This window comes from Pseudomonas floridensis, from assembly GCF_002087235.1.
GTDB lineage: Bacteria > Pseudomonadota > Gammaproteobacteria > Pseudomonadales > Pseudomonadaceae > Aquipseudomonas > Aquipseudomonas floridensis.
Genome location: NZ_MUIO01000260.1, coordinates 1 through 638, shown reverse-complemented (window position 1 = coordinate 638; position 638 = coordinate 1). Strand labels below are relative to the sequence as shown.

Below are 638 nucleotides of genomic sequence, written 5' to 3'. Positions count from 1 at the left end.
TGATCGAGACCATGCAGACTCAGGGCGTCGACAGCTTCGCCGCCCTGGCGGCAGCGACCATTCAAGGCAGCACCGAAACCACGTTCTACGTGTTGGCTGTCTATTTTGGCGCGGTCGGCATTCAGCGCGCTCGTCATGCGGTGGGTTGCGCGCTGCTGGCCGAGTTCTCCGGCGTGGTGGCTGCGATCTTCGTCTGCTACTGGTTCTTTGGCGCCACCGCCACCTGATGCGTCACTGCGCCGGAGCGGCGTCTGCAGGGGCCTGTTCCGGCGGCTGACTGGCTTCGGGCTTTTCTGGAGTCTCAGATGTTTCCGGCGCGGTCGTCTCGCCGGTATCGCCACCTGGTTTGAGCTTGATGATCCGCCCGGGTGGACGTTTGACGGCCGGTTCGTTGGTGTCGGTGACGACGAAACGCAGCACACCGATCATCTGGCCATCCTCGGTCAGCACCCTCACCTGCCAGCGTCCAACCACGTCTTGCGGGAAATTCTGTTTGTGCGTCCAGGCGCGATAACCTTCCTTGCGCCCGCCGTGGATATCCAGCGCGATCCGGTCCATTTCCTTACCGTTGTGACGCCACACGTGGTAGATCCGCTCTTCGAGGCCGCGTGGCGCGTTGATCGCGGTGTAGGCATACA

The 638-nt window shown here is 62.7% G+C and carries 1 protein-coding gene and 1 pseudogene; one reads left to right on the top strand and one right to left on the bottom strand.

Annotation, left to right across the window (positions count from 1 at the left end):
- Window positions 1-227 (top strand): annotated as a pseudogene (locus BZK31_RS28775) (hypothetical protein); the annotation flags it as partial.
- 4 nt (window positions 228-231) lie between these two features.
- Here the strand turns inward: BZK31_RS28775 and BZK31_RS28770 are convergent.
- Window positions 232-638: DUF2914 domain-containing protein (locus BZK31_RS28770; RefSeq protein WP_157900843.1), on the bottom strand; the 407-nt coding region annotated here is incomplete at its 5' end.